Here is a 19,365-nt window from a genome sequence, read left to right on the forward strand (position 1 = left end):
ATGACGGCACGGGCGAATCGCGTTAACCCTGTGCACGTAGGCTGTCCCGGGCTCACAGGGGCGCCGTACGCAGCCGTACGCAGCCGTACACATGGGGGAGACAGTGGTTCCGTTACCAGCCGACACCGGCACGCCGTCGCGAGCACTCCTGCCGGGAGGTCCCGCGCCGCAGGCCAGGACGTTGCTGGACATTCTCGATCAGACCACGCGACGTCATCCTCACGCACTCGCCCTGGACGACGGGCGGACCCGTCTCGACTACACCGGCCTGCGGGCCGAGGCGGGCCGGATGGCCCTGGAGCTGCGAGCGGCCGGGGTCGGACGCGGCGACCGGGTCGGGGTGCGGATCCCCTCCGGCACCGTCGGCCTGTACGTCGCGATCGTCGCCGTGCTCACCGCCGGGGCCGCCTACGTCCCGGTGGACGCCGACGACCCCGACGAGCGGGCCGAACTGGTCTTCGGCGAGGCACGGGTCCGCGCCGTCATCGGCGACGGCGGGAAGATCATCCCCTACGGCGACCCGTACGAGCACCTGGGCACCTCCTCGCCCGGCGACGAGACGGCACCCGGGACCGGCCACGGCGGGCATCCCGGCGACCACGACGCCGAACGTGAGATTCATCACCCCGAAACCCCGGACCCCGGCCCCGGGCGTCCCGTCTCGGAGCCCCCGCCCACCGGCGGGTCGGAACTCGACTACGCGGCGGAGCTGCACGGCGCGGGCCGGCGCGACGGGCGCGGCGGCGCCCCCGGGAGCGCCTTCACGGCGGTCTCCCCCGCGGCCCGTGGCGGGGAGGCCCGGGACAGGGGGCGGGAGCGGAACCGGGGCGGTGGCCGGCCGGGTCCCGAGGACGACGCGTGGATCATCTTCACCTCCGGGTCCACCGGCCGGCCCAAGGGCGTCGCGGTGACCCACCGCAACGCGGCGGCGTTCGTGGACGCCGAGGCGCGGCTGTTCCTCACCGGGGAGCCCGTCGGGCCCGGTGACCGGGTGCTGGCGGGGCTGTCGGTGGCGTTCGACGCCTCCTGCGAGGAGATGTGGCTGGCCTGGCGGCACGGCGGCTGCCTGGTGGCGGCGCCGCGCGCGCTGGTGCGGACCGGCATGGACCTGGGACCGTGGCTGCTGGACATGGGCATCACGGTCGTGTCGACCGTGCCGACCCTGGCGGCGCTCTGGCCGGTCGAGACGCTCGACGACGTACGGCTGCTGATCTTCGGCGGCGAGGCGTGCCCGCCGGAGCTGGCCGAGCGGCTGGCCGTGCCCGGGCGCGAGGTGTGGAACACCTACGGCCCGACCGAGGCGACGGTGGTGGCGTGCGCGGCGCCGCTGACCGGGGAGGGCCCGGTGCGGATCGGGCTGCCGCTGGCGGGCTGGGACCTGGCCGTCGTCGGCAAGGACGGCGAGCCGGTGGCCATGGGCGAGACCGGCGAGCTGGTCATCGGCGGGGTCGGGCTCGCCAGGTACCTGGACCCGGCCAAGGACGCCGAGAAGTACGCGCCGCTCGGCTCGCTCGGCTGGGAGCGCGCCTACCGCAGCGGCGACCTGGTGCGGGCGGAACCCGAGGGGTTGATCTTCATCGGGCGGGCCGACGAGCAGATCAAGCTCGGCGGGCGCAGGATCGAGCTGGGCGAGGTGGACGCGGCGCTGCAGGCGCTGCCCGGGGTCGCCGGGGCGGCGTCGGCGGTCCGCACGACCGGCGGCGGCCACCAGTTGCTCGTCGGCTACGTCGTGCCCGGTGAGGGGTTCGACCAGGAGGACGCCAGGGACCGCCTCCGCCACTCCCTGCCCGCCGCGCTGGTCCCCAGGATCGCCCTGGTGGACGAACTCCCGACGCGCACCTCCGGGAAGATCGACAGGGACGCGCTGCCCTGGCCGCTGCCCAAGAAGGCCGGGACGCCCGACGCCGGGGTGCCGGACGTCGACCCGTGGGTGGCCGAGTGCTGGCTGGACATCCTGGGCGGCGTCGAGGGCGACTTCTTCGCCGAGGGCGGCACCAGCCTCGCGGCGGCACGGCTGGTCTCGGCGCTGCGGACCCGCTACCCGGCGGTCACCGTCGGCGACGTCTACGACAACCCGACGCTGCCCCGGCTCGGCAGGCACCTGGCGGCGCTCGACGCGCCGGAGATCGTGACCACCGACCGGATCGTCACGCCGATGCCGCGCCGCGCCGCGATCGCGCAGGCGGCGCTCACCGTGCCGCTGCTCAGCGTCGGCGCGCTGCGCTGGGTGGTGGCGCTGGCCGCGCTGAACAACCTGGTCGGCCTGCCGTGGGCGCCGGTCGTCTCGTGGTGGTGGGTGCTCGCGGGCGCGCTGCTGTTCGTCAGCCCGGCGGGGCGGATCGCACTGGCCGCCGGCGGCGCCCGGCTGCTGCTGCGCGACCTGAGACCGGGCACGTACCCCAGGGGCGGCGGCACGCACCTGCGGCTGTGGTTCGCCGAGCAGCTCTCCGAGCGGCTCGGGGTGGGCGAGGTGTCCACCGCCCCGTGGCTCACCCACTACGCGCGGGCGCTCGGCGCCCAGGTCGGCGACGACGCGGACCTGCACTCGATGCCGCCGATCACCGGGATGCTCAAGCTGGGCCGGTACGCGGCCGTCGAGCCCGAGGTCGACCTGAACGGCTACTGGATCGACGGCGACCAGGTGCGCGTCGGCGAGATCAAGATCGGCGCCTCCGCCACGGTCGGCGCCAGGACGACCCTCTTCCCCGGCGCGAAGATCGGCAAGAACGCCCAGGTCGCGCCCGGTTCGGCGGTGGCGGGCTCGGTGCCGTCCGGGGAGCGCTGGGCGGGCGTGCCCGCGAGCCGGATGGGCAAGGCCCGGCCGCCGTCCGCGGAACGCCCGCCGCGCTCGTGGCACTGGGCGACGGCCTACGGGCTGTCCGCGCTGGTCCTGAGCGCCTTCCCGGTGATCGCCGCACTGCCCGGCCTCGCCGTCCTGCTGCGCGACGGCGCGCCCTCCCTGACCTCCGTCCTGTACGGGGTGCCGGCGGCCACCGTCGCCTCGACGGCCACCCTCGCCCTGCTGACCGTGATCTCGGTGCGGCTGCTGTCCGCCGGCCTGCACGCCGGGCAGCACCCGGTGCACAGCCGCCAGGCCTGGCAGGCGTGGGCCACGGGCCTGCTGATGTCGATGGCGCGGGTCTGGCTGTTCCCGCTGTACGCGAGCATGGTCACCCCCGCCTGGCTGCGCGCCCTGGGCATGAAGGTCGGCCGGGACGTGGAGCTGTCGACGGTGCTGGCGCTGCCGTCGATGACCTCGGTCGGTGACGGCGCCTTCCTCGCCGACGACACGATGGTCGCGCCGTACGAGCTGGAGGGCGGGCGGCTGCGGGTCGACCACGTGCGGATCGGCAAGCGGGCGTTCCTCGGCAACTCGGGAATGACCGCGCCGGGGCGCAAGGTGCCCAAGGACGGGCTGGTCGCGGTGCTGTCGGCGGCGCCGAAGAAGGCCAAGGCGGGCTCGTCGTACCTGGGGATGCCCCCGGTGGAGCTGCGCAGGGCCGCCGAGGAGGGCGACCGGAGCCGCACCTACGACCCGCCGCCGAGGCTGAGGTTCGCCCGCGCCGCGGTGGAGGTGTGCCGCGTGGTGCCGGTGATGTGCACGGTCGCGGTGGCCGTGCTCGTCGCGGCGGCCCTGGAGTGGCTGGCGGGGGCGTACGGCTTCGCGGCGGCGGCGGTCCTGTCGGGCGTGGCGGTGCTGGGCGGCGGGGTGCTCGCCGCGGCGACGGCGACCGTGGCCAAGTGGGTCCTGGTGGGCCGGATCGCGGTGGGAGACCGGCCGCTGTGGAGCTCGTTCGTGTGGCGCAACGAGCTGGCCGACACCTTCGTGGAGGTGCTGGCCGCGCCCTGGTTCGCCCAGCGCTGGCTGGGGACGGCGCCGCTGAACCTGTGGCTGCGCTCCCTGGGGGCCCGCGTGGGCCGGGGGGTGTGGTGCGAGACCTACTGGCTGCCGGAGGTCGACCTGGTCGGCCTGGGCGACGGGGTGACGGTGAACCGGGGATGCGTGTTGCAGACCCACCTGTTCCACGACCGTGTGATGAGCATCGATACTGTCGTCATGCGGGACGGCTCCACCCTCGGACCCCACGGGGTGGTCCTGCCCGCGGCGACGATCGGGGAGAACACCACGGTCGGACCGGCGTCCCTGGTGATGCGCGGCGAGTCCGTGCCCGCCGGGACCCGCTGGTTCGGCAACCCGATCGCGGCGTGGGCCCGGCGAGGATAGCGCGCGAAGAACAGAGGAAGCCGGTGTGACCCTGAGCACGACCTCCATCCCTCAGCTGTACTTCCCCATGCACGGCGACGACGGCTACCGGGTGGAGCACTACGACCTGACCCTCGACTACCGGGTGACCCCCAACCGCCTGGGCGGGGTGGCCCGGATCTCCGCGGTCGCGCTGCGGTCGCTCACCCGGGTCGCCTTCGACCTCGGCGCCCTCCGGGTGAGCGGCGTGCTGATCGACGGCGCGCCGGTGCGCTTCACCCATCGCGGGGGCAAGCTCCACCTGTCGCCGCCGGGGCTGCGACCCGGCCGGTTCACCGTCGAGATCCGCTACTCGGGCACCCCCCAGCCGGTGACCAGCCACTGGGGCGGGCTCGGCTGGGAGCAGCTCACCGACGGCGTGATCGTGGCCAGCCAGCCGATCGGGGCGCCCTCGTGGTTCCCGTGCAACGACCGGCCCGACGACAAGGCCACCTACCGGATCTCGGTCACCACCGCCTCCGCCTACCACGTGGTCGCCAACGGGGAGCTGACCTCCAAACGGCGGTCCGCCTCGACGACCATGTGGGTGTACGAGCAGGCCGAGCCGATGGCCTCCTACCTGGCGAGCGTGCAGATCGGCCGCTACCAGCAGGCCGAGCCGAGCCCGGGGATGCGGCTGGTCTTCCCCGCCAGGTTCGCCTCGCGGGTGCGCCACGACTTCGAGCGCCAGGGCCGGATGATGGAGGTCTTCCGCGAGCGGTTCGGCCCCTACCCGTTCGGCTCCTACACGGCGGTGGTCGTGGACGACGAGCTGGAGATCCCTGTCGAGGCGCAGGGCATGTCGATCTTCGGGGTGAACCACGTGGACGGCAGGCGGGGCGAGGAGCGCCTGGTCGCCCACGAGCTGGCCCACCAGTGGTTCGGCAACAGCCTGACGGTGGCCGACTGGAGCGGCATCTGGCTGCACGAGGGGTTCGCCTCGTACGCGGAGTGGATCTGGTCGGAGAGCTCCGGCGGCCTGTCATCCGATGACCACGCGCAGCGCTGGCACCGCCGCCTCTCCGCGCTCCCCCAGGACTTCGTGCTGGCCGACCCGGGCCCGCGGCGGCTGTTCGACGACCGGATCTACAAGCGCGGCGCGCTCACCCTGCACGCGCTCCGCCGCACCGTCGGCGACGAGTCCTTCTTCGCGCTGCTCAGGGAGTGGACGGCCGGGCACCGCCACGGGACCGTCACCACCGGCGCGTTCACCGCGCTGGCCGCGAGCCGCACCACGCGCCCGCTGGACAAGCTGTTCGCCGGCTGGCTGCAGGACCGCCGCCTGCCCGCCCTCCCCTGACCTTCACACATCGGATGACTGCTATAACGGTCTACAACTTCGTGGAGGTAAGGCATGCGCGTCGCGTTGCACACCCGGGTCAAGCCGGGCCGGGAGGCCGAGTACGACCAGGCACACCGGGAGGTGCCCGCCGAGCTGACCGAGGCCATCAGGAGGGGCGGCGCGCACGAGTGGACGATCTGGCGCAGCGGCCAGGACCTGTTCCACGTGATCGACTGTGACGACTACGAGGCGCTGCTGTCGTCGCTGGCGGACCTGCCGGTGAACATCACCTGGCAGGCCAGGATGGCCGAGCTGCTGGAGGTCGTGCACGACTACTCCGGGGAGGGCGCGGGAAAGGGCCTCCCCGCGGTGTGGCGGCTGCCCTGACGCCTGCCCGGGGAGAAGATCACGCCGGCTCGGTCACGAGACAGAAACCCAGCTGGTTGTACAGCTCCAGCTGATCGTAGTAATCCCGGTGAGTGACGACCTTGTCGTCCTCGATCGTGCACAGGCCACAACCCCGAAATATGATCTTGCGGCCGGTTCCCTCCGCCACGTGACCGTCGGGCATGAGGAAGGGCCCCGTATGAGTGCCCATGAACGTCCATTCGGTGACGGCGGGGTCGCTGCAGTGCACTTTGTACCAGGGGGTGACATGCATGTCCGGGAAACCGGTCAACAGATGCTGGTAGTACCAGAAGATCTGTTCACGACCTTCGGCGATGCCCACCGGCGTGACGAAGACGGCGTCCTCGGTGTAGAACTCCATCAGTTTGTCAATGTCATGCTCGTTAAGCGCGTCGAACAGTCTGTCTTTGATATCGCGAGTATCGGGCATGCCATACCTCCCTGAGCGTCAGGACCACGGTATAACCGATTTTTTGGCAGTGGAAGGGAGACGACGGCATCCGCCGGGAAACCAGAACATCCACCCTGAGCAGCGACGACGTGGAGACCTTCGGAGGATCGCGGCGGGCCACGATACGCCTGACGCCCGAAACCCTTCAAGGCGCGGTCACCCCGGAATCGGCAAAAACCCACCCGTCGAACCCGCGGTGAATTTCCAGAGGATCTCCCATCGGCCACACCGGACGGGCGTCCGCGCGGTCTTTCGAGAATTCGCCAACAATGATCATCTGATGATGTTTTGACGATGATGGCCGGCCGGTGACCCGGGCCGCGTAGGCGGTACGGAACTTGAACAGATATCTTCCCCCGCCTCTCCTCCGTGCCCGGCATTGATGACAGCCTGAAAAGGCCGGGTTTCTCACCGCGGCCGGGTTTCTCACCGCGCGCCGGGCACGGTCGCGGCGGACCGCCCGCCGGAGAGGCCCGGGCGGCCGGCAACGGCCCCGGCGGGTCTCCACGGGTCTCCACCGGTCCTCGCGAACGGTGGGATCTTTCTCCCCGGTCGCGCCGGACGGCGGCGGGCCACGGAGCGCGCGAAACCACCACCACGCACCTCGGAGCGGGGGAAGCCGAGGAAGAAGAGGCTCGACCATGGCACCGGACGGCACCGGAGGGACGCGAGCACTTCGACAACCGTGACAACGGCTGGACCTAGGTCGTCCTGCCCCGGCGGAACGCACCGGTTCATGAGGCGGAACGCACCGGCTCACGAGACGGGACCCGGGGGCGACCGACCCAACGGAGGCGAAATGAGCGGAAAGAACGATTGCACGACCAACCGGCTCGCCCGCGCGCTGGGCTGGGCCGGCCTGGGGCTGGGGCTGGGATACGCAGCGGTACGGATGAACCGGCACCGCTCGGATCGAGGGCCCGAGGGCCCGATGGGCCTGCGCGCGGCCATCACGATCAACCGTCCTCGCCCGGAGGTGTACCGGTACTGGCACGACTTCGAGAACCTTCCCCGCTTCATGACGCACCTGGACTCGGTGGAGACGACCGGCGACGGGCACTCGCACTGGAAGGCGAGGGGGCCCCTGAAGCCCGTCGAGTGGGACGCGGAGATCGTCGAGGACAGGTCCGACGAGCTGATCGCCTGGCGGTCCATGCCGGGCGCCCTGGTCGGCAACAGCGGTTCCGTGCGCTTCTCCGACGCCCCCGGCGGGCGCGGCACGGAGGTGCGGGTGAACCTCGCGTACGACCCGCCGGGCGGCAGGGCCGGAATGGCCTTCGCCAAACTGCTGGGCGAGCATCCCGAGCAGCAGGTGCGAGACGACCTGCGCCGGTTCAAGCAGGTCATGGAGACCGGCGAGGTGGTCCGCTCGGAAGGCAGCCCGGAGGGCACCCGCGCGCTGCGGCAGGCCATGCAGCGTCCCGCCCAGCCCGTACCGCTGTGAAGCCGTGACGTGAGGAGAATCCTATGAAGGCCACCTGCTGGATGGGCCGCAACACCGTCGAGGTCCGGGAGGTTCCCGACCCTAAGATCCTGAACTCCCGCGACGCCGTCGTCCGCGTCACCTCGACCGCGATCTGCGGCTCCGACCTGCACCTCTACGACGGCTACATCCCGACCATGAAGAAGGGCGACATCATCGGCCACGAGTTCATGGGCGAGGTGGTGGAGGTGGGCCCGAAGGTGTCGACCCTGAAGGTCGGCGACCGGGTGGTCGTGCCCTTCCCGATCGCCTGCGGCAACTGCACCTCCTGCGAGCACGGCATGTTCTCGGTGTGCGAGAACTCCAACCCCAACGCGGGCATGGCCGAGAAGCTCATGGGTCACACCCCCTCGGGCATCTTCGGCTACTCCCACATGCTCGGCGGCTATCCGGGGGGCCAGGCCGAGTACGCGCGCGTGCCCTTCGCCGACGTGGGACCGATCAAGATCGAGGACGGCCTGGCAGACGAGAAAGTGCTGTTCCTGTCCGACATCCTGCCCACCGGCTGGATGGGCGCGGAGATGTGCGACATCAAGACCGGCGACACGATCGCCGTGTGGGGGGCCGGTCCCGTCGGCCAGTTCGCGGTCGCCAGCGCCTACCTGATGGGCGCCGAACGGGTCATCTGCATCGACCGCTTCCCCTACCGGCTGAGGATCGCCGAGCGCGCGGGCGCGGAAACGCTCAACTACGAGGAGGTCGACGTCCTCGAGGCGCTGCGGGACATGACCGCCGGTCGCGGCCCGGACGCGTGCATCGACGCCGTGGGGATGGAGGCCCACCACCCCACCCCCGCCATGTACGCCTACGACCGGGTCAAGCAGGCGGCCAGGCTGGAGACCGAACGGCCGTACGCCCTGCGCGAGGCGATCATGGCCTGCCGCAACGGCGGGATCGTGTCCGTGATCGGCGTCTACGGCGGCGTGCTCGACAAGTTCCCGATGGGCTCCCTGATGAACCGGTCGCTGACCCTCAGAGGCGGTCAGTGCCACGTCCAGCGCTACCTGAAGCCCCTGCTGGCGAAGATCCGCGACGGCGACATCGACCCCAGCTTCGTGATCACCCACCGCATGCGGCTCGGGGACGCCCCGCGCGGCTACGAGATGTTCAAGAACAAGACGGACGACTGCAACAAGGTCGTCCTGACCCCTTAGCCGGCTCTCCGTCACCCCGGCCGCCGACGGGTCCGGGGGGCGGAACCGGCGGGTCCGGGGGCGGAAACCGGCGGGTCCGGGAGGCGGAACCGGCCGTGACGAGGGCGATGGGAGCGTGCGGGGGCGGGCCGGCCGGGAGCACGGCTCACGGAGCGGCGTGGTCGCTATCGTGGGCGGGTGTCTCCCGTCCCCCGTGCCCGCACGTCCCTGTCCCACCGCGTCCACCTCCGCACCCGCCTGCTCGCCGCGCTCGCGGCACTCGTGACCGTCGCCGCCGGGCTGACCGTCCGCGCGGTCACCGGCGGCTGGTTCGGCAAGTACGCGGGCGACGCCCTCTACACCGTGCTCGTCTACGCGCTGGTGGTGCTGGTGTGGCCCCGGGTCACCCCGGTGCGGGCCGCGATCGGCGCGCTGGCGTTCAGCTGGGCGGTCGAGCTGGCCCAGCTGACGCCCGTTCCCGCCGCGCTCTCCGAGGCGAGCGTCGTGGCCAGGCTGGTGCTCGGCAGCACGTTCGGCGCGGCCGACCTCGTGGCGTACGCGGCCGGGGCGGTCCTCGCCGCGTACGCCACGAGGTCGGCCCACACCCTGGCCGGGCGTCGCTCCCGGCAGCGGCGGGAACGGGCATCCGCGGCGCCCTGAGCATCGCCGGACGGATCGTATGATTTTCGAATCATGCCTGAAGGACACACCATCCATCGCCTGGCCGGGGAGCACCAGCGGGCGTTCGGCGGGCGGGCCGTGCACGCGGAGAGCCCGCAGGGGCGGTTCGCCGCCGGGGCCCTGCGGATCGACGGCCGGGTGCTCACCGAGGCCGACGCCCACGGCAAGCACCTGCTGCTGGGCTTCGACGACGAGCGGTGGCTCCACGTCCACCTCGGCATCTACGGCAAGTACGCCTTCGGCCAGGCCCCCGTGCCCGCCCCGACGGGGCTGGTGCGCCTGCGGCTGAGCAACGCGGGCGAGTACGCCGACCTGCGCGGCCCCAACACCTGCGAGCTGCTCGACCCGGCGGGGAAGGCGGCGCTGCACGCCAGGCTCGGGCCCGACCCGCTACGGGCGGACGCCGATCCCGAGGTCGCCTGGCGGCGGATCGGCCGCAGCCGCGCCTCGGTCGGGGTCCTGCTGATGGACCAGTCGGTCGTCGCGGGCGTGGGCAACATCTACCGGGCCGAGGCGCTGTTCCGCCAGGGGATCGACCCGTCACGGCCCGGCCGCGACCTCACCCACGGGCAGTGGGAGGCGATCTGGGCGGATCTGGTGCTCCTGATGGCCGAGGGCGTCCGGGTCGGCCACATCGACACGGTCAGGCCCGAGCACACGCCGGAGGCGATGGGCCGCCCGCCCCGCGTCGACGGCCACGGCGGCGAGGTCTACGTCTACCGGCGCTCCAGCATGCCCTGCTTCCTGTGCGGCACCGAGATCCGCACGGAGGTGCTCGCCGGGCGCAACCTCTTCTGGTGCCCGGTCTGCCAGGTCGGCTGACCTCCGCGCCGGTCAGGGGCATCGGAGCGAGGCGAAGCCACCGGCACCGGGGAGTGCCTCACATCAGCGTCCGGGCCGTCCAGAGCTCGGGGAAGATCTCCCGCCGCATGCTCCGCTCGAGCCAGCTCAGGCCGCTCGACCCGCCGGAGCCCGGCTTGGCGCCCATCGAGCGCCGTACCGCCATCAGGTGCCGGTAGCGCCAGTCGGAGAACTGCTCGGCCAGGTCGGTCAGCGCCTCGGCCAGCGGCGCGAACGGGCCGCCGTAGACCTCGACCCAGACCGCCTCGACCTCGGGGTCGGGCCCGTACTCGGCGGCCGGGTCACGATCGAGCACCGAGCGCGGAACCGCGTGGCCCGCGCGGGCGAGGAAGGCCAGGACCGAGTCGTAGAGGCTCGGCCGGTGCAGCGCCTCCACGAGCTCCTCGTACGCCTCGGGGTTGCGGCGGTGCGGCCGGATGAGCGCCTCGGACTTGTTGCCGAGCAGGAACTCCACGTGGCGGTAGAAGGCCGACTGGAAGCCGGAACCCTCGCCGAGGGCGTCGCGGAAGGAGTTGAACTGCGCGGGGGTCAGCCAGCTCAGCGCGGCCCAGGCGGCGTTGAGCGCCTCGAAGTGCCGTACGGTACGCCTGATCGTCAGGGTCGCGGCGGTGACGTCGTCCGCGTCGAGCTGCCGCTGGGCGAGGCGCCACTCGGTGCGGAGCAGCCCGAAATAGAGCTCCATCACCTGGGTGGTGACCAGGAACGGCAGTTCCTCGGGGACGTCGGTGACGGTGCGCTGGAGCCTGTGCAGGGTGGCGGTGCCCACGTAGTCGTCGTAGGGCGTCCCGGTTTCGAAGCCCAGCGTCGGCAGCCCTTCGTTGGCTTCGGCGCGCGCCTTACGGTCCTGCTCCGTGAGCTGCTTGATGCCGGTCATCACTCCTCCTTCGTCGGTCTACCTCCATGGTGGTCTGTATCGGTCTGTACGGAAATAATGAAAGAAAGGCGATTATTAGGTGGGGCCTTCGGAACGGAAGGCATCGAACGGATCAAGTTACGACGTGACGGAGCGTGACCGTGGACGCGATGGACTGGGCGTTGCTGGCCGAGCTGCAGGGCGATGCGCGGCTGTCGTACAGCGAGCTCTCGCGCCGGGTGCACCTGTCGGCTCCGGCGGTGGCGGAGCGGGTGCGGCGGCTGGAGGAGACCGGGGTGATCACCGGCTACCACGCCCGGGTCGACGCGGCGCTGGCCGGGCGCGGGGTGGCCGCCCTGATCAGGATGTCGTGTTACGGGCCCCGCTGCGTGCTCCGCGACGAGCAGGCGCTGGCCTGGCCGGAGATCCTGGAGGTGCACCGGGTGACCGGCGACGCGTGCTGCCTGCTCCGGGTGGCCGCCGCCTCGATGACGGCCTTCGAGGAGATGATCGACCGGCTCGCTCCGTACGGTCACCCGTCGAGCATGATGGTGCTGTCCAGCCCCGTGCCCTGGCGCCCGCTGTCCCCGACCTGAGAGACCTTCCGCGAGGCCTCCGCCGGGGCTTCCGAGAGGGCCTTCGACCGGCGGGCCCGTCACCGCCGCCGGAGGGCCCTCAGGCGGAGGGGGCGGGTCAGGAGGGGGCGGGTCAGGAGGGCCTGCGGTGCTCGGCGACCGCCCCGGCGGTGGCCCGCCAGATCGGTGACGCGGGATCGATGACGTCGAAATGATCGCCCGACATCTCGAGATACGTCACCTGGTCGCCCGCCTCCTGGGCGGCTCGCGCGTAGCGGCGGCCGAAGTCGACCAGGTCCAGGTCGTCCCCGCCGCCCTGCACGATGAGCTGGGGCACCCCGAGGGGAAGCCGTTCCAGCGGCCCCGAACGCCGGTAGGCCGCGGGCGCCTCGGCGGCGGATCCGCCGAGCGCGACGGCGACCGCGCCGGAACTCATGTGCCTGCGGTCCCCCTCTGCCAGGTCGAGCACCCCCGCCAGCGAGACGGCCAGGGTGATGCGGTGGTCGTCGGCGGCGGCGCGGAGGGCGAGCTGCCCGCCCGCCGAGTGGCCGATCACCACGAGCGGTCCCCGGGCGCTCTCCGCCGCGAGGGCGACACCCCGGGCGACGTCCCCGGTGGTCGCGTCCCAGCCGTGCAGGTCGGGGCGGCGGTACTCGAGGTTCCAGGCGGCGAACCCGCGCTCGGCGAGGTCGACGGCGAGCGCGTCCATCAGGTCCGCCCCCCAGATGGACCGCCAGAACCCACCGTGCAGCAGCACCACGGTGGGCGTCCGCTCCCCGGCCTCGCTCGCCGCCGCGGGCGTCCGCTCCCCGGCCTCGCTCGCCGCCGCGGGCGTCCGCTCCCCGGCCTCGCTCGCCGCCGCGGGCGCCTGCCCGCCGGTCTCGTACGGCGGCGTCCCCGCGGGTGTCGTCCCACGCGGTGGCACCGTGGCGGGCGCCTGACCGGTGACCCCGTGCGGGAGGCGCACCTCCGCCCACTGGTCGGGATGGTCGCCGTAGGCGACCCGGTGCGCGGGCCTGCGCAGGCGGTGCACGGCGTGCCTGATCGCCCAGGTCAGACCCCAGACCCCGCGCCCGTGTATGTGGGTTCCCGTCGTGCCCGTCGTGCCTGTCGTGCCTGTCGTGTCTCTCGTACCGCTCGCGCCACCGTGACCCACCCCGTCCGCGCCGCTCATGTCGCTCGCGCCACCGTGACCCCCGCCGCCCGTGCCCGCCGGGCCACCCGCGGACCCCGCACCGCCCGGAGACACTGCACCACCCGCGGCGGCGCGAAGCGGGGCGTCGGCCTTCGTCAGGTCGAGCCAGACCGCGTCGGGACGCTCGGCGAACAGGCCGCGGACCTCCGGATCCGGGCCGGGCAGGACGACCAGGACGTCCGGTGACTCCAGCCCCGCCCGGAAGCCGGGCAGGTCCGAGGCCGCCGACACCGTCCCGCTGACGCCGAGAGCCGCGAACTCGCGATCGGCCACCTCGGTGAGCAGGCGAAGGTCCGCGACCAGCCCGGGACCGGTGAGCACCAGCACATGCGAATTCGGAGGAAACATCCGATTATTCTGCCCCATTACTTCGCGTTTACGGCTCGGGGATATATGCCCGCATCAGCAGTTTCTCGGCGTCGTCCAGGTAGCTCTCCAGGGCCCGCTCGGCCTCGTCCGCGCGTCCGGCCTCCATGAGCTCGACCAGCTCCAGGTTGCGGGCCACGAAAGGCTCGTGGAAGGCGCGGGGGTTCTTCATGACGTGGAAGACCAGGCGGAGCTCGGCCAGCAGCTGGCGCATCGCCTCGTCCAGGCGGGGACTGCCGTTCAGGGCGGCGAGGCTCTGGTGGAAGCGGATGTTGGCCGTGCCGACGTCCTGCCAGCGTCCCTCACCGGCGGCGCGGGACGCCTCGGCGACGGCCTCCTTGATGGCGGCCAGGCCCCCCCGGGAGGCGCGCGCGCCGTTCCGCACCGCGGCACCCTCGATCACCCGGCGCACCCGGTAGAGGTCGGCCACGTCCTCGGCCGACAGCACGCGCACGAACACCCCCCGGTTGAGCCGATGCTCCAGCAGACGTTCGTGACCGAGCAGCCGGAACGCCTCGCGCAGGGTGTTGCGCGAGACCTCCAGCGCCGCGCCGATGCTCTCCTCCGACAGGCGCTGACCTGGGACGAAGAGCCCTTCGGCGATCCGGTCCCTGAGGATGTCGGCGACCACCTCGGCCGCGCTGCTGCGTCCGAGGCGGCCGCGGTCGCGCTGTAGCGCCGCGGTGACGTTTTCCACGGTTCCAAGAAATCATCAAACAAACCTATTGTCGAATTGTTCAACGATTCTTATGTTGATAGGTACTCACCACGAAGCTAGTCCACGGGACATCCCCCCACAAGAAGCTCACGAGAAGCTAAGGAGCGCACGCGATGGCAAGCTCCCAGACCAGGCGGGTCATTGTGGCCGGACTGGTCGGCACCTCCCTGGAGTGGTACGACTTCTTCCTCTACGGCTCGGCCGCGGCGCTGGTCTTCAACAAGCTCTTCTTCCCCACCTTCGAGCCGCTGACCGGGACGCTGCTGGCGTTCCTCACCTACGCGATCGGGTTCGTCGCGCGGCCGCTCGGCGGGATCGTGTTCGGCCACTTCGGCGACCGGGTCGGCCGCAAGAACGTGCTGGTGGTGACGCTGCTGCTGATGGGCGTCGCCACCTTCCTGATCGGCCTGCTGCCCGGCTACGCCACCATCGGCGTGGCCGCCCCGCTGCTGCTCGTCGCCCTGCGCTTCATGCAGGGGCTCGGCCTGGGCGGCGAGTGGGGCGGGGCCGTGCTGATGTCCATCGAGCACGGCGATCCCCGGCGGCGCGGCTTCAACGCGAGCTGGCCGCAGGTCGGGGTGCCCGCGGGAAACCTGCTGGCGGCGGGCGTGCTCGGGATCATGTCCGCGGCGCTTCCCGAGGAGGCGTTCCTGTCGTGGGGCTGGCGGGTGCCGTTCCTGCTGTCGGGCGCGCTGGTGGTCGTGGGCCTGTGGATCCGCCTGCGGATCGTGGAGTCACCGCTGTTCGCCCAGGTCGAACGGGCGGGCGCGAAGGCCCGGATGCCGCTGGTGGAGGTGCTGCGCACGCACCCGCGCGCGCTGATCTCCGCGGGCCTCGCGCGCATCGGCGTGGACGTCGCCTTCTACATCTTCGTGACCTACATCCTGGCCTACGTCACCGGCACCCTCGGGCTCGAACGCGGCGTCGCGCTGAACGCGGTGCTGATCGGCTCCGCCTTCCAGCTCTTCCTGATCCCGCTGTTCGGCGCGCTGTCGGACAGGATCGGCCGCCGGCCGGTCTACCTGGCGGGCGTGATCGGGGCCGCGGTCTGGGTGTTCGCCTTCTTCCCCCTGCTCGACACCGGATCCTTCCCGGTGATCGCGCTGGCCTCGATCGTGGCCCTGGCCTGCCACGCCGCGATGTACGGGCCCCAGGCGGCCTTCATCGCCGAGCTGTTCAGCACCCGCCTGCGCTACAGCGGCGCCTCGATGGGCTACCAGGTCGCCGGGATCTTCGGAGGCGCCCTCGCCCCGATCATCGCGCTGTCGCTATTCGACCGGTTCGGCAGCACCCTCGCCGTCTCGCTCTACGTGGTCGCCGCGCTGGCCGTCACCGCGGTGGGCCTGGCCATGGCCCCCGGGGCGCAGGACGACGACCTGCCCGCCCCTCTCGGTGGTAAGCCTGGAGACATCCCCGCCGGCGACCCCGCCGGTCTCCCCGACGGCGACCCGGGAACGCGCACGGGGACCGCTTCCCGGGACGCCTGACCTCCCGGCCGCGGTCACCGGCCCTCCCCGGTGGCCGCGGCTCTCCCCCAAGTCGGAAATCTCCCGATTTTTCGGATATTTCACCGAACTCACCGGCCCACCGGCTCGTCAAACCCGGTTGGAGCACGTGAGGAACCGTCAGAGCCCGCCACGGAGGGAAGCCGGTCGGGCCGGTGGCCGGGGACGGCCATCCCCGGCCACCGCCCTCCGGCGCCCGCCCAGAGGAGGATCGGCATGCCCATCGGAAAAAGCGTCGCTGCCGTGGTGTTCGCGGTCATCGCGGTGATCGCCCTGATCAGCGTCGCAGGCGGCTTCGCACGCACCGAACCGGGCCAGGTGGCCGTCGTCAGGGACGGCGGCCCGCTGGACGACTCCGGGATCCGGCAGGTCATCCCGCCGGACTCGGGGCTCACCTGGGTCGGCCTGTGGTCGTCGGTGCACTCCTATCCCGCCCAGCAGCGGATCTACACCATCACCACCGACGCCAAGCGGGCCAGCTCCAGCGGCGTGGACGAGGTGACCGTGCCGAGCTCCGACGGGGTGAACCTCGGCATCGAGGGCACGCTCTACTTCACGCTCAACCTCGACCAGGAGATGCTCAAGCGCTTCGACGACAGGTACGGCACCCGTACCTACCTGGGCCAGGACGGCGAGTCGCGCTCCGCCTGGGACGGGGACGAGGGATGGAACGCGTTCTTCATCCAGTCCGTGCGACCGGTGATCTACAACGCCCTGCGCAGCCAGATCGGCGCCGCCGAGTGCGCCGAGCTGCTCTCCTCCTGCTCGCTGGTGCAGACCACCTCGAACAAGAAGGCCCTGCCGGCCGTCATCGACAGCAACGCCTCCATCATCCGCGCCCAGAACGGCATCAACCAGATCCTGGAGCGCGACCTGGAACAGTTGCTCGGTGGTCGTTTCTTCACCGGCCTGCGGTTCACGCTGGTCCGGGTGACGCTGCCGTCCGAGATCCAGGCCGCGGTGAACAAGACCCAGGTCGCCCAGGCGGGGATCGCCGAGGCGAAGGCGAAGGCGTCGCAGGCCGACGTCGAGGCCGAGGCGAAGATCAGGCAGGCCGAGGCGGACGCGAAGGCGTCGGTCGCGCTGGCCAAGGGCGAGGCCGAGGCGAACAAGCAGCTCCAAGAGAGCTACCGCAAGTGCCGTGCCTGCGTCGAGATCGACAAGCTGAACGCCCTCCCCGAGGGCATCACCGTCTACGCCCCGGGCAACTCCGACATCGTCGTCCCGGCGAGGTGAACCCGGCCCCTCCATGCGGCCTTCCCCCGAACCTCGGGCCCTCAGGACGACCGGTTCGTCCCGGGGAGGTGAACCCGGCCCCCGCACGCGAGGCCGGGTTCACCTGAGTCCGGGCACAGGCGTCGCCAGACCTGGGCACGCACGAAGCCGGGCATATAAGATCACTAAAATGATGGTATGTCCGCTTACCGGAAAGATCTCTAGCCCTGGAACCTCCGAGGCGTTAGCGTCTGCGCATGCGCCACGTTGAGATCTCGGGCAAGCGACTCCGGCTCAGGGAGATCACCATCGACGACGTGGACGCCCTGCACGCCGTGTACGGCGACCCGGCGGCCACCGAGCACCTGCCGTTCGACCCCCGCACCCGCGAGGAGGTCGAAGAGACGATCATCGAGGCGATCAAGGGCTCGGAGGTCGAGCCCCGGCGTCTCTACGTGCTGGCGGTGACCGACCTCGACGACGGCGAGGCCTTCGGCGTCGCCCGGCTGCACATCGAGGCCGACCACCCGCACAGCGCCGAGATCGGTCTCGGGCTCCGTCCCGACCACTGGGGCCGGGGCATCGGCACCGACCTGATCCGGCTGATCCTGACGTTCGGCTTCCGCGACCTGCGCCTGCACCGCATCTGGGGCGCCCGCTCCCCCGCCAACACCGCCGCCCAGCTGGCGATGCTGGTCGCCGGGATGGTCGAGGAGGGCAGGATCAGGCACCACGTACGGGCCCGCGGGGCCTGGCGCGACTCCATCGTGCACTCGGCGCTGGAGGACGAGTGGGAGGGCCACCGTGACGTCTGACCCGAGGCGTCCCCCCGCCGCCGGACCGGCCGCGCACCGGCCACGAGCCAGACGCGCACCGCCCGTGAACCGGCCGCGAGCCAGAAGTGAACCGGCCGCGCACCGGCCGTGAGCCGGCCGCGGACGCGGGAGAACCCACCCCCGAGCCTCGCCTTTTCAGAATGTTGTGACGGGAATGCTGCCGTTTCCGGTCACGGGAAGTGTCAAATGGCCCTAGAGTCCGCGCATGTGAGCGAAAGTCCCATCCTCCCCGTACGAGGGCGCCCGGTGCGACCCTCCGGAAGGCACCGCAGGCCGGTGCCCTCCCAGCTCCCGCCCGAGGCACCAGCGCTGGTGCTGGCCGCGCTCGGCGACGCCTCCGGCACCGCCGCGGAGCTCGCGGCCCTCATACGGGGGGACAACCCACAGATCCAGGTCCGCCTGGCCGCGCTCGGCGAGGACGGCAAGGAGCTGACCTCCGAGCTGGAAGCGGCGGCCAGGGAACGGCCGCAGGAGGCCACGGCCGCCATCGTGGTGCCGCTGCTGACCGGCCCGCACCCGGTCGCGGACCGGCTGATCGCCGAGGCCGTCGCCGCCGGCAAGGTCCCGGTGACGGTCACCGACCCCCTGGGGCCGCATCCGCTGCTCGCCGAGGCCCTGCACATCCGCCTGTCGGAGAGAAGCCTGGCGCGGGCCGACCGGATGCGGCTGCTCAACGTCTCCAGCCCGGTCGACGCGGTCATCCTCGCCACCGTCGGCGGCGAGAACGCGGCGGTGGAGGCTCAGCCGACGGCGGTGTTGCTGGCCTCGCGGCTGACCCTGCCCGTCCTGGTCGCCTCCCTCGACAGCGCGCCCGCCGTGGCCGACGCGGCCGGGCGGCTGCGCGACATTGGCGCCCAGCGCATCGCCCTGTCGCCCTGCGTCCTGGGCCCGGAGGCGGCCCCCGGGCTCGCGGACGCGGCGGCCGAGGAGATCGGGGCCGAGTGCGCCGGCGTCCTCGGGGCGCACGACCTGATCGCGGACCTGGCCGCCCGCGCCTACGGAAGCGTTCTGTCAGCCGATTGAGCGATCCGGTGTGATCTGTCTCCTCTGACGGGTAATGACCCGCGTAGCTGTCAGAGGAGATAGATCATGCTGTTCGGAAAAGAGCACGTCGACCGATACATAGCGACCGACGGAGCCGAGGGGCACGAGTGGCAGGGCACCACCGCCCTGCTGCTCACCACCATCGGCCGCAAGTCCGGCGAGCCGCGGACCACCCCGCTCATCTACCAGCGCCACGGCGACGACCTCCTCATCGTGGCCTCCAAGGGAGGCTCCGACGAGCCGCCGCTGTGGTACCTCAACCTCCAGGAGAACCCCGAGGTCGAGGTGCAGGTGCTGGGTGACCGGTTCAGGGCCAGGGCCCGCACCGCCACGCCCGGGGAGAAACCGGAGATGTGGTCGATCATGACCGCGGCCTGGCCCGCCTACGACGAGTACACCAAGAAGACCGAGCGGGAGATCCCCGTGGTCGTGCTGGAGCGTCTCACGTCGTGATCGGCGCCACGCCGGCCGGCGGGACCCCGCCATGGCCGGGAACCGGCGAGCGGTGAGGACCGG

Annotated in this window: 18 protein-coding genes; 13 read left to right on the forward strand and 5 right to left on the reverse strand. The window is 71.8% G+C overall.

The window, feature by feature from the left end:
• Positions 1-103 precede the first annotated feature (103 nt).
• Genes AB0F88_RS16315 through AB0F88_RS16325 form a run of 3 tightly spaced genes read left to right on the forward strand, consistent with a single transcriptional unit; the run spans position 104 to position 5,912 of the window.
• Positions 104-4,225 (forward strand): Pls/PosA family non-ribosomal peptide synthetase, encoded by a 4,122-nt coding sequence (locus tag AB0F88_RS16315; RefSeq protein WP_362683569.1) that lies wholly within the window; start codon positions 104-106, stop codon positions 4,223-4,225.
• Positions 4,226-4,250: 25 nt separating this feature from the next.
• Positions 4,251-5,543, forward strand: coding sequence for a M1 family metallopeptidase (locus tag AB0F88_RS16320; RefSeq protein ID WP_362683572.1), 1,293 nt, complete (start codon positions 4,251-4,253; stop codon positions 5,541-5,543).
• A 54-nt stretch (positions 5,544-5,597) separates the two neighbouring features.
• Complete coding sequence (locus tag AB0F88_RS16325; protein WP_362683575.1) at positions 5,598-5,912, forward strand: L-rhamnose mutarotase; 315 nt, start codon at positions 5,598-5,600, stop codon at positions 5,910-5,912.
• Between the two features lie 19 nt (positions 5,913-5,931).
• On the opposite strand, the gene AB0F88_RS16330 is transcribed toward AB0F88_RS16325, so the two are convergent.
• Together AB0F88_RS16330 and AB0F88_RS16335 are read right to left on the reverse strand one after the other, a co-directional pair.
• Entirely contained in the window at positions 5,932-6,363 is a 432-nt protein-coding gene (locus AB0F88_RS16330) for an ester cyclase (protein WP_362683578.1), read from the reverse strand.
• A gap of 166 nt (positions 6,364-6,529) precedes the next feature.
• Positions 6,530-6,661: a hypothetical protein gene (locus AB0F88_RS16335; protein ID WP_362683581.1), complete on the reverse strand. Its 132-nt coding sequence runs from the start codon at positions 6,659-6,661 to the stop codon at positions 6,530-6,532.
• 522 nt (positions 6,662-7,183) lie between these two features.
• Between AB0F88_RS16335 and AB0F88_RS16340 the strand changes: the two genes are divergently transcribed.
• From AB0F88_RS16340 to AB0F88_RS16355, 4 genes are all read left to right on the forward strand, one after another.
• Complete coding sequence (locus AB0F88_RS16340) at positions 7,184-7,828, forward strand: SRPBCC family protein (protein ID WP_362683584.1); 645 nt, start codon at positions 7,184-7,186, stop codon at positions 7,826-7,828.
• A 23-nt stretch (positions 7,829-7,851) separates the two neighbouring features.
• Positions 7,852-9,021: a zinc-dependent alcohol dehydrogenase gene (locus tag AB0F88_RS16345; protein ID WP_362683587.1), complete on the forward strand. Its 1,170-nt coding sequence runs from the start codon at positions 7,852-7,854 to the stop codon at positions 9,019-9,021.
• A gap of 177 nt (positions 9,022-9,198) precedes the next feature.
• Positions 9,199-9,660, forward strand: a complete 462-nt coding sequence (locus AB0F88_RS16350; protein ID WP_362683590.1) for a DUF2809 domain-containing protein — start codon at positions 9,199-9,201, stop codon at positions 9,658-9,660.
• Between the two features lie 33 nt (positions 9,661-9,693).
• Positions 9,694-10,503: a DNA-formamidopyrimidine glycosylase family protein gene (locus tag AB0F88_RS16355; protein ID WP_362683593.1), complete on the forward strand. Its 810-nt coding sequence runs from the start codon at positions 9,694-9,696 to the stop codon at positions 10,501-10,503.
• A 58-nt stretch (positions 10,504-10,561) separates the two neighbouring features.
• Here the strand turns inward: AB0F88_RS16355 and AB0F88_RS16360 are convergent, their stop codons facing one another.
• On the reverse strand, positions 10,562-11,416 hold the full coding sequence (locus AB0F88_RS16360) for a tryptophan 2,3-dioxygenase family protein (RefSeq protein ID WP_362683596.1): 855 nt from the start codon (positions 11,414-11,416) through the stop codon (positions 10,562-10,564).
• Positions 11,417-11,565: 149 nt separating this feature from the next.
• Here AB0F88_RS16360 and AB0F88_RS16365 point away from each other — a divergent pair, with 149 nt between their 5' ends.
• On the forward strand, positions 11,566-11,991 hold the full coding sequence (locus AB0F88_RS16365) for an Lrp/AsnC family transcriptional regulator (protein WP_362684356.1): 426 nt from the start codon (positions 11,566-11,568) through the stop codon (positions 11,989-11,991).
• Positions 11,992-12,103: 112 nt separating this feature from the next.
• Here the strand turns inward: AB0F88_RS16365 and AB0F88_RS16370 are convergent, their stop codons facing one another.
• Together AB0F88_RS16370 and AB0F88_RS16375 are read right to left on the reverse strand one after the other, a co-directional pair.
• Positions 12,104-13,513: an alpha/beta hydrolase gene (locus tag AB0F88_RS16370; RefSeq protein WP_362683599.1), complete on the reverse strand. Its 1,410-nt coding sequence runs from the start codon at positions 13,511-13,513 to the stop codon at positions 12,104-12,106.
• 28 nt (positions 13,514-13,541) lie between these two features.
• Entirely contained in the window at positions 13,542-14,228 is a 687-nt protein-coding gene (locus tag AB0F88_RS16375) for a GntR family transcriptional regulator (protein ID WP_362683602.1), read from the reverse strand.
• A 134-nt stretch (positions 14,229-14,362) separates the two neighbouring features.
• On the opposite strand from AB0F88_RS16375, the gene AB0F88_RS16380 reads away from it, so the two are divergent.
• The 5 genes from AB0F88_RS16380 to AB0F88_RS16400 all read left to right on the forward strand — a co-directional run bounded on the left by AB0F88_RS16380 (position 14,363) and on the right by AB0F88_RS16400 (position 19,302).
• The gene (locus tag AB0F88_RS16380) at positions 14,363-15,736 is read left to right on the forward strand and encodes an MFS transporter (protein WP_362683605.1); all 1,374 of its coding nucleotides are present in this window, start codon (positions 14,363-14,365) and stop codon (positions 15,734-15,736) included.
• 234 nt (positions 15,737-15,970) lie between these two features.
• The gene (locus AB0F88_RS16385; protein ID WP_362683608.1) at positions 15,971-16,990 is read left to right on the forward strand and encodes an SPFH domain-containing protein; all 1,020 of its coding nucleotides are present in this window, start codon (positions 15,971-15,973) and stop codon (positions 16,988-16,990) included.
• Positions 16,991-17,226: 236 nt separating this feature from the next.
• The gene (locus AB0F88_RS16390) at positions 17,227-17,784 is read left to right on the forward strand and encodes a GNAT family protein (protein WP_362683611.1); all 558 of its coding nucleotides are present in this window, start codon (positions 17,227-17,229) and stop codon (positions 17,782-17,784) included.
• 297 nt (positions 17,785-18,081) lie between these two features.
• Entirely contained in the window at positions 18,082-18,828 is a 747-nt protein-coding gene (locus AB0F88_RS16395; protein ID WP_362683614.1) for a CbiX/SirB N-terminal domain-containing protein, read from the forward strand.
• Between the two features lie 66 nt (positions 18,829-18,894).
• Positions 18,895-19,302 carry a nitroreductase family deazaflavin-dependent oxidoreductase gene (locus AB0F88_RS16400; RefSeq protein WP_362683617.1) on the forward strand — a complete coding sequence of 136 codons (408 nt, stop codon included), beginning with the start codon at positions 18,895-18,897 and terminating at the stop codon, positions 19,300-19,302.
• Positions 19,303-19,365: the final 63 nt, after the last annotated feature.

It is taken from the genome of Streptosporangium sp. NPDC023963 (assembly GCF_040639135.1).
Lineage (GTDB): Bacteria > Actinomycetota > Actinomycetes > Streptosporangiales > Streptosporangiaceae > Streptosporangium.

Excerpts from the sequence above, each read along its gene's own strand:
- AB0F88_RS16325 (WP_362683575.1), top strand. The coding sequence starts at position 5,598 with ATGCGCGTCGCGTTGCACACCCGGGTCAAGCCGGGCCGGGAGGCCGAG.
- AB0F88_RS16330 (WP_362683578.1), bottom strand. The coding sequence starts at position 6,363 with ATGCCCGATACTCGCGATATCAAAGACAGACTGTTCGACGCGCTTAAC.
- AB0F88_RS16335 (WP_362683581.1), bottom strand. The coding sequence starts at position 6,661 with ATGATCATTGTTGGCGAATTCTCGAAAGACCGCGCGGACGCCCGTCCG.
- AB0F88_RS16340 (WP_362683584.1), top strand. The coding sequence starts at position 7,184 with ATGAGCGGAAAGAACGATTGCACGACCAACCGGCTCGCCCGCGCGCTG.
- AB0F88_RS16345 (WP_362683587.1), top strand. The coding sequence starts at position 7,852 with ATGAAGGCCACCTGCTGGATGGGCCGCAACACCGTCGAGGTCCGGGAG.
- AB0F88_RS16355 (WP_362683593.1), top strand. The coding sequence starts at position 9,694 with ATGCCTGAAGGACACACCATCCATCGCCTGGCCGGGGAGCACCAGCGG.
- AB0F88_RS16360 (WP_362683596.1), bottom strand. The coding sequence starts at position 11,416 with ATGACCGGCATCAAGCAGCTCACGGAGCAGGACCGTAAGGCGCGCGCC.
- AB0F88_RS16365 (WP_362684356.1), top strand. The coding sequence starts at position 11,566 with ATGGACTGGGCGTTGCTGGCCGAGCTGCAGGGCGATGCGCGGCTGTCG.
- AB0F88_RS16370 (WP_362683599.1), bottom strand. The coding sequence starts at position 13,513 with ATGTTTCCTCCGAATTCGCATGTGCTGGTGCTCACCGGTCCCGGGCTG.
- AB0F88_RS16380 (WP_362683605.1), top strand. The coding sequence starts at position 14,363 with ATGGCAAGCTCCCAGACCAGGCGGGTCATTGTGGCCGGACTGGTCGGC.
- AB0F88_RS16385 (WP_362683608.1), top strand. The coding sequence starts at position 15,971 with ATGCCCATCGGAAAAAGCGTCGCTGCCGTGGTGTTCGCGGTCATCGCG.
- AB0F88_RS16390 (WP_362683611.1), top strand. The coding sequence starts at position 17,227 with ATGCGCCACGTTGAGATCTCGGGCAAGCGACTCCGGCTCAGGGAGATC.
- AB0F88_RS16400 (WP_362683617.1), top strand. The coding sequence starts at position 18,895 with ATGCTGTTCGGAAAAGAGCACGTCGACCGATACATAGCGACCGACGGA.